The following is an 8,833-nucleotide window of genomic DNA, read 5'->3' as shown; positions in this document are numbered from 1 at the left end:
GCTTAACTGTTGTTAATTAACATTGATAACAAATAACACGTGACGTTTACTTACTTAGGCATAACATAAGCTGACTCACGTCATTTAACTACATATAGAATACTGGCAGGTACCACATGGATAGGTTCATCAACGTGAAAAAAATAGCATTCCCTTTACTTTGTATTGCAGCGCTTAGCGGTTGCACTGGCGAAGAAGAGCAAGTAAAAGAAGAACAAAAATTTGCTATTCCGGTTGAAACAGCACTCGTCGCCACAGGCAATGTTTCTTCTTTTTACAGCACGACAGCAACACTGGAGGCACCACAGGAATCCCATGTGATGAGCCGTATTGCAGGTATAATTGAAACTATAAATGTTGAAGAAGGCGACAGAGTGACTAAGGGGCAAATACTTGCGGTAATTGATGCCAAACGTCAGCGTTATGATTTCAATCGCTCTGAAGCCGAAGTGCAAATTATTCAACAAGAACTAAATCGTTTAAATAAAATGAATAACAAAGAGTTTATTAGCCAAGATCAAATGGCTAAACTCGAATTCAATTTACAGGCAGCGAAAGCGCAACGTGACTTAGCCGAATTACAAGTTAAGGAAAGCCAAATTGTCTCGCCCATTAATGGCGTTATTGCCGAACGTTATGTCAAAGCCGGTAATATGGCCAAAGAGTTTCAAGAACTGTTTTATGTGGTAAACCAAGACCAGCTTTACGGCATATTGCATTTGCCAGAGCAGCAACTTGCTAGCTTACGTATTGGGCAACAAGCCAGAATTATTCAACAACATCAAGGGACAACATCTAATATTATCGATGCTAAGGTACTGCGAATTAGCCCTGTTGTAGATGCGCAAAGCGGCACCTTTAAAGTGACATTAGCCGTACCTAATGAAGATGCAACATTAAAAGCAGGCATGTTTACACGAGTTGAGCTTAAATACGACACCCACTTAGATGTACTTACAGTTCCTTATAACGCTTTAATCAACCAAGACAACACTCAAGCTTTGTATGTGATTAAAGACGCTAAGGCCCAGCGACGAGAAGTGAGTTTGGGCTTTCGTGAAAATAACACAGTAGAAATTTTATCAGGCGTAGAAGCGGGCGAACAAATCGTCATCCGCGGTCAGCAAAATCTTAAAGACCAAGCCTTGGTAGAAGTAATTACCCCACTTAGCTTCGCTGCTATTCGATAACGGAGCGGGATAATGTCGATAATCAATACGTCTGTTAACCGCCCGGTTACTGTGTGGATGTTCATGCTAGCTGTGATGCTTTTTGGTATGGTTGGGTTTTCTCGCCTTGCGGTAAAATTATTACCCGATTTAAGCTATCCCAGTGTCACTATCCGTACGGCCTATGATGGCGCGGCGCCAGTTGAAATTGAACAGCTGGTTTCAAAACCGATTGAAGAAGCTGTTGGCGTGGTTAAAGGGTTACGCAAAATCAGCTCAATTTCGCGCTCCGGTATGTCTGATGTAGTACTCGAGTTCGAATGGGGCACAAATATGGACATGGCGAGCCTTGAAGTCCGCGAAAAAATCGACACTATCGAGCTGCCATTAGACATTAATAAGCCATTATTATTGCGTTTTAACCCCAATCTTGACCCCATCATGCGCTTAGCTTTTTCATTGCCTGATGCCGATGCTGAGCAACTAAAGCAAATGCGTACCTTTGCAGATGAAGAATTAAAACGCCGCTTAGAAGCCTTATCGGGGGTTGCTGCAGTTAGGTTGTCGGGAGGATTAGAACAAGAAGTTCATATTGAATTAAATCAACAAAAATTAAGCCAACTCAATCTGAATGCCGACCAAATTAAGCGCCGAATTAATGAAGAGAACATCAACCTATCGGCAGGTAAAGTGATCCAAGGTGATAAAGAATACTTAGTCAGAACCTTAAATCAATTTAACTCTCTTGAAGAATTAGGCCAAGTCATTGTTTATCGCGATGGTCAAACCTTAGTCAGATTATCTGATGTTGCTGATATCAGTGATGCCTATAAAGAACGCAGCGACATTACCCGCATCGGCGAAGTAGAATCGATTGAATTGGCGATCTACAAAGAAGGTGACGCCAATACTGTTGCGGTAGCGCAAAAAATACGTACAGAACTCGATAAAATTAACCAAGCAAGTGAGCAGAATCAGTTAAAGATTATTTACGACCAATCTGAATTTATTGAAAGTGCCGTGAATGAAGTGACCTCAGCTGCGTTATTTGGCAGTTTACTGGCGATGTTAGTTATCTACTTGTTTCTACGTGATATTATTGCCACACTTATCATCTCAATCTCAATTCCCTTTTCAGTTATTGCGACATTCAATATGATGTATTTTGCTGATATTAGCTTAAATATTATGTCGTTAGGTGGCATTGCATTAGCCATTGGTTTACTGGTCGACAATGCGATTGTGGTATTAGAAAACATTGACCGTTATAAATCTCAAGGCATGAGTAAAATTGAGGCTGCGGTCACGGGTTGTAAAGAAGTCTCTGGGGCCATTTTTGCTTCAACCCTGACCACTCTGGCAGTATTTGTGCCTTTAGTGTTTGTTGATGGTATCGCAGGCGCTTTATTTGCCGACCAAGCACTCACTGTCACCTTTGCCCTGCTCGCCTCATTGTTTGTCGCCTTAACAGCGATTCCTATGCTGGCTTCACGCCAAGGTTTTACCAGTCTGCCGCAACCGCTAGAAGTCGCGATAAAACCAAAACCGACTAGCCGTAAAGGTAAAATTGGCTATTACTTATTAGCCGTGTTGAGCTTTCCCTTTAAGCTACTATTTAGCTACTTACCCGCTGGATTGTTAACCGCTATTATCGTTATTAGTCGTTTTGTAAGTAGCGTTTTTGGCCTATTACTTAAACCTATTTGCGCTGGATTTAATGTCATCTACCGCATAGTAGAATCATTTTATTACCGAGTCCTTCACCATGTCCTGCGCCACCAAGTCTTTACCCTTGTCATTGCGCTAGTGATAACTCTGGCATCAACTAGTCTATTGCCTAAGCTCGGTGTTGAGCTGATTCCACCAATGAATCAAGGTGAGTTTTATGTCGAAATTTTATTACCACCTGGCACAGAAGTCAGTGAAACGGATGCGGTATTACAACAATTAGCCTTATCGATTAAAGACCGTGAGGATGTTAAGCATGCCTATAGTCAAGCAGGCAGCGGCGGATTAATGACATCTGATACTGCTCGAGGCGGTGAAAACTGGGGCAGATTACAAGTGGTACTAAATGATCCTTTAGCCTTTACTACGGTTAGTCAGGTACTGCGCAATACCGCCAGAAATATCCCCGAACTCGAAGCGCAGATTGAGCATCCTGAATTATTCAGTTTCAAAACCCCGCTTGAAATTGAGTTATCAGGTTATGATTTAGTGCAACTTAAGCAAAGTGCTGATCAGCTGGTAAAAGCCTTGTCTGAATCAGACCGCTTTAGTGACATCAATACCACCCTACGAGACGGGCAGCCGGAGATCAGCATTCGCTTTGATCATGCTCGCCTTGCTGCGTTAGGTATGGATGCACCCACTGTCGCTAACCGTATTGCTCAACGTGTCGGTGGCACTATTGCCAGCCAATTCACCGTGCGTGATCGTAAAGTGGATATTTTGGTGCGCAGTGAATTAAATGAGCGCGATCAGATCAGCGACATTGAATCATTAATCATTAATCCCAATAGCGCCCAGCCTATTCCGTTAAGTGCCATCGCTACCATTGACTTACAAATTGGTCCGTCAGCGATTAACCGTATTAGCCAACAACGCGTGGCTATCGTGTCATCGAATTTGGCCTACGGCGATTTAAGTGAAGCCGTACTTCAAGCACAGCAAATATTGACTCAACAGCAATTTCCAAGTTCTATTCAAGCCAGATTTGGTGGCCAAAATGAAGAAATGGAACAATCATTTGACTCATTAAAAATTGCCCTCGTTTTGGCTATCTTTTTAGTGTACTTAGTGATGGCCAGCCAGTTTGAATCCTTGTTACACCCATTATTAATTTTGATTGCTGTGCCCATGGCCGTAGCAGGCAGCATTATTGGTTTATTTATTACCGGTACTCATTTAAGTGTCGTGGTGTTTATTGGTTTAATTATGCTGGCAGGGATTGTGGTCAATAATGCCATTGTATTGGTGGATCGCATCAATCAACTGCGCCAAGAAGGCATGGATAAGCTCACGGCAATTAATCAAGCTGCGCAATCTCGCTTGCGTCCTATCATGATGACCACGTTAACCACAACGTTAGGTTTATTGCCTATGGCAATAGGGATTGGCGATGGCAGTGAGGTCCGCGCGCCCATGGCGATTACAGTAATTTTTGGTTTAAGCATGTCTACCTTGCTCACATTGCTGGTTATTCCTGCCTTATATGCGCTATTTGACCGCAAACAATACACCCAAAATGATGATGAGCTGAATACTGCGGAGACGCCAGCATGAATATCACTCAGCTAGCCATAAAACGCCCCGTAACCACCTGTATGTTCTTCTTAGCCATCATGTTATTTGGCATGGCGGCCAGTAGAATGCTGCCATTAGAAATGTTTCCAGGGATTGATATTCCACAAATTGTGGTGCAAGTCCCGTATAAAGGCTCTAGCCCAGCAGAAGTTGAACGCGATATAACTAAAGTTCTGGAAGAGTCACTTGCCACCATGAGCGGCATTGAAGAGGTGCGCTCCGACTCGACTCAAGATGGGGCTTTTATACAGCTCAACATGAAATGGGGTGAAGACGTTGCCACTAAGAGCCTTGAAGCGCGTGAGAAAATAGACTCGGTACGACATTTACTTCCAAAAGATGTCGAGCGGGTGATGATCCAACAGTTCTCAACTGCCGATATGCCAGTGCTCACTATCCGCATATCAAGCGAGCGCGAACTATCAAATGCCTTTGATTTATTGGATAAACAGTTACGCAAGCCACTTGAACGCGTTGATGGCGTGTCGAAAGTCACTCTTTATGGTGTTGAACAAAAGCAGATTGAAATCCGCCTTGATGCCGATAAATTAGTGGCATCAAGCCTCAACAGTCTCGATTTACGCTCGCGTTTACTCGCGGAAAACTTTGTCATTAGTGCCGGTACATTAAGAGAAGACTCGAGAGTGTACCAAGTCTCGCCAAAAGGTGAGTTTACCAGTCTTGATGACATTAATAATCTGGTTATTGTACCGGGTATTCGCCTGCAAGATATTGCTATGGTGAGCTATGCCTTGCCAGAAAAAATTGAAGGCCGACATTTAGACCAAAAATATGCAGTGGGAATTGATGTATTTAAAGAGTCAGGCGCCAATTTAGTTGAAGTATCTGATCGGGTACTCAAGGTCATCGAGCTGGTTAAGCAAGATCAGCAATTTAATGGCATCAAGCTATTCATTATGGAAGATCAAGCTTATGGGGTTAAATCATCGTTAAAAGACTTACTGTTGTCTGGTTTGATGGGAGCTGTATTATCATTTGGGGTGCTGTATCTATTTTTACATAACCTTAAAATGACCTTAGTGGTTATTTCATCTGTACCGATTTCTCTATGTATGACATTGGCCGGTATGTACTTTTTAGGCTACAGCTTAAATATTTTATCTATGATGGGATTGTTATTAGCCGTCGGCATGCTGATTGATAATGCAGTGGTTGTCACCGAAAGCGTGCTGCAAGAAAAACAAGCCGCACACATTGACGATACTTGTCAGAGAAAAGCGAACCAACAAGCCGTGTTAACTGGCGTGGATAAAGTCTCTTTAGCCGTTCTGGCGGGCACCTTAACCACTGCCATCGTGTTTTTACCGAATATTTTTGGCGTTAAAGTGCAGCTAACCATCTTTTTAGAACATGTTGCAGTGGCGATTTGTATTTCGCTTGCAGCATCGTTGTTGGTCGCTAAAACCCTGATCCCATTGATGCTCAATCACTTTCATTTTGATGTCGAAACCACTACAGACAATAACCGTTTGGGACGATTTTATGAGCGCAGTCTCACTTGGATTTTAACGCGGCCAAAACGTTCTGGAGTCATTGCCTTAGCAATATTAGTGTCAACCGCATTGCCGTTAAGCATGGTGAAACAAGATCAGGGTGACGGGGAAGGTAATGACCGTTTGTACATTAATTATCAATTAGAGGGTCGGCATAATTTAGCGGTTACCGAAGCTATGATTAATAGCATGGAAACCTACTTATATAGCAATAAAGAAAAGTTTTACATTGATGCGGTTTACAGTTATTACGCGCCGCAAGATGCGCAATCGACCATTTTATTGCAAAAAGACATCCCGATAGATATTGGCGAACTAAAGAAAATGATCCGCGAAGGCTTTCCTAAGTTTTCTATTGCCACGCCTCAATTTGGCTGGGGCAATGAAAATAACGGTATCCGTGTGACCTTAACCGGACGCTCGACAACAGAGCTCATTCGGATCAGTGAGCAGGTGATGCCATTACTCGACAATATTGAGGGCTTAGTTGATGTGCGCTCGGAAGTGAATGGCGCTCAGCAAGAAGTGGTTGTGGTGATAAACCGCGAAATGGCAGCCAGACTGGATTTAACCTTAAGTGATATTGCTTCAAATATTGCGATCGCGTTAAGAGGCTCGCAGTTACGTTCATTTCGCCATGATCCTAGCGGCGAGCTCCGCATTGAACTGGCCTATGACAAAAGCTGGCAAAACTCGCTTGAAAAACTTAAACAGTTACCTATTATTCGCCAAGGTGACCGAGTCTACACCCTTGACAGTTTAGCCGAAGCCACTGTAGTTCCTAGATTTGATACTATTCGTCATTTTAATCGCCAAACAGCATTATCCATTGGCGCAAACCTTGAGGATATGACAACCGAAGAAGCCCAAACTAAAATCACTCAAGTCATGGACTCGGTCAACTTCCCTTATGGATACGGCTACTCACTGCGGGGTGGGTTTGAACGCCAAGATGAAGACCAGTCAATTATGGTCGTCAATATGATTTTGGCGATTGCGATGATCTATATCGTCATGGCAGCCTTGTTTGAGTCATTATTGTTACCTACCGCTATTATCACCTCAATTCTATTCTCAATAACGGGAGTGTTTTGGGCATTGTGGTTAACCGGCACACCCATGTCGGTAATGTCGATGATTGGAATTCTTATTTTGATGGGCATTGTGGTGAATAACGGTATTGTATTGGTTGATCAAATCAATCAAATGACACCTGATTTAGATAAACTAAGTCACACAATTATCAGTGTGTGTACTACACGTCTTCGGCCGGTACTAATGACAGTGGCCACCACGGTACTGGGGCTAGTTCCCTTAGCAATGGGAGACACACAGATTGGCGGCGGTGGGCCACCCTATTCCCCTATGGCGATAGCCATTATTGGTGGGTTAACCTTTTCAACGGTAACTAGCTTATATTTAGTACCATTATGTTACCAAGCCTTGTATCTCATGCGCCATAAAGCCGCGATAAGGTTAGGAGTATCGAATACATTTGCCCAAAAAATACTCCCGTGGACCAAGTAGTTTCTAGGTGCTTTAATCTAAAGCGATTAGTGCATGCTATCGGGCATTAAGCCGCAATAAGTTTTAGGCATTAAACCCATTTGGCCAAAATAGCTCTCTCGGATTAAGACATCAGAGCACTTAATACTTAGCGTTAAGTGCTCTGAACCAGTGTAAGCTAGCGAACCGATACTTTAGACCTTTGTATGATTTATCATTGCCGTATATGTGATCAAATTGTTAACCTAGGCAGTACTAGTAACAATAAAACAATTGTTAAGACAGCAATGGGGAATAATAATGAAATTAAGATTTCAACGTCATATCATCGGACTCAGTGCACTCGCTTTGCTAGCACTCACTCAAACAGCTGCCATGGCTGATGATAAATTTAATGATGTGACCATTAAGTCGAAAAAACTCGATAATAATACTTACATGTTTATTGGTGCTGGAGGCAACATTGGAGTTTCTGCTGGCAGTGATGGCATATTGATCATTGACGACCAATATGCCCCCTTAGCCGATAAAATTACCGCGGCACTGAATCAAATTCAACCAGGTGCTCCCAAGTACATAGTCAACACTCATTACCATGCAGACCATACTGGCGGCAATGCTCACTTTGGTGAACAAGGTACAATCTTAGCTCATCATAATGTTCTCAAGCGTCTTCAAGCACAAAATAAAATCGCCTCCTCAGCCCTGCCTGTTATCACTTATGGAGACAATATATCCATTCATTTTAACCAAGACACTTTAGAGATTATCCACCTAGGTCCCGGACACACTGATGGTGACAGCGTAGTGATATGGCAAAAGGCTAATATTATTCATATGGGTGATTTATATTTCAAAGATCGTTTCCCATACATTGATTTAGATGCCGGAGGATCGGTGACGGGTTATCGTGAAAACGTCAGCTTGATATTGGATCGTTTAGACAACAAGACCAAAGTGATCCCAGGCCATGGCGATTTAGCCGATAAAAATGCACTGTTTAAATTTAAGCATATGCTAGATGACAGCATTAATTGGATGCGCGGTGAAATTGAACTAGGGCACGATTTAGCCAGCATCAAAAAACAAGGTGTACCAGAAAAATACGCTGATTGGAGTTGGGAATTTATCTCTGCAGATAAATGGATTGAAACTTTATATCAAGATTTATCCACCCAAAGGTAACCTTAGTATCGTTGACGGTTTATCAAGGTAAATCTTGTCGCGTCATATAATTAACCTGATGTGATGGTCTCCAGAGGTTAATGAGCTTGCCCTTATCAGCAAGCTTTTTTTATGCTGTAAAGCCCTAAAAGTAAATTAGCCACTAAGGTAGTA

General features: G+C 42.6%; 4 protein-coding genes. All 4 read left to right on the top strand.

The genetic code is table 11. The features are described from left to right. Positions 1–116: 116 nt before the first annotated feature. The 4 genes from H5185_RS19585 (at position 117) to H5185_RS19570 (ending at position 8,680) form a co-directional block, all read left to right on the top strand. Positions 117–1,190 (top strand): efflux RND transporter periplasmic adaptor subunit, encoded by a 1,074-nt coding sequence (locus H5185_RS19585; protein WP_182742931.1) that lies wholly within the window; start codon positions 117–119, stop codon positions 1,188–1,190. A 12-nt stretch (positions 1,191–1,202) separates the two neighbouring features. Then, positions 1,203–4,454 carry an efflux RND transporter permease subunit gene (locus H5185_RS19580; RefSeq protein ID WP_182742930.1) on the top strand — a complete coding sequence of 1,084 codons (3,252 nt, stop codon included), beginning with the start codon at positions 1,203–1,205 and terminating at the stop codon, positions 4,452–4,454. Then, entirely contained in the window at positions 4,451–7,516 is a 3,066-nt protein-coding gene (locus H5185_RS19575; protein ID WP_182742929.1) for an efflux RND transporter permease subunit, read from the top strand. The genes H5185_RS19580 and H5185_RS19575 overlap by 4 nt, the downstream gene beginning before the upstream one ends. 279 nt (positions 7,517–7,795) lie before the next feature. Continuing rightward, positions 7,796–8,680 carry an MBL fold metallo-hydrolase gene (locus H5185_RS19570; protein ID WP_182742928.1) on the top strand — a complete coding sequence of 295 codons (885 nt, stop codon included), beginning with the start codon at positions 7,796–7,798 and terminating at the stop codon, positions 8,678–8,680. Positions 8,681–8,833: the final 153 nt, after the last annotated feature.

It is taken from the genome of Shewanella sp. SG44-6, from assembly GCF_014164185.1.
In the GTDB taxonomy this organism is placed as follows: Bacteria; Pseudomonadota; Gammaproteobacteria; order Enterobacterales; family Shewanellaceae; genus Shewanella; species Shewanella vesiculosa.
The sequence above is the reverse complement of the archived record's forward strand: the minus strand, read 5'-3'. Positions and strand labels throughout refer to the sequence as shown.

Excerpts from the sequence above, each read along its gene's own strand:
- H5185_RS19585 (WP_182742931.1), top strand. The coding sequence starts at position 117 with ATGGATAGGTTCATCAACGTGAAAAAAATAGCATTCCCTTTACTTTGT.
- H5185_RS19580 (WP_182742930.1), top strand. The coding sequence starts at position 1,203 with ATGTCGATAATCAATACGTCTGTTAACCGCCCGGTTACTGTGTGGATG.
- H5185_RS19575 (WP_182742929.1), top strand. The coding sequence starts at position 4,451 with ATGAATATCACTCAGCTAGCCATAAAACGCCCCGTAACCACCTGTATG.
- H5185_RS19570 (WP_182742928.1), top strand. The coding sequence starts at position 7,796 with ATGAAATTAAGATTTCAACGTCATATCATCGGACTCAGTGCACTCGCT.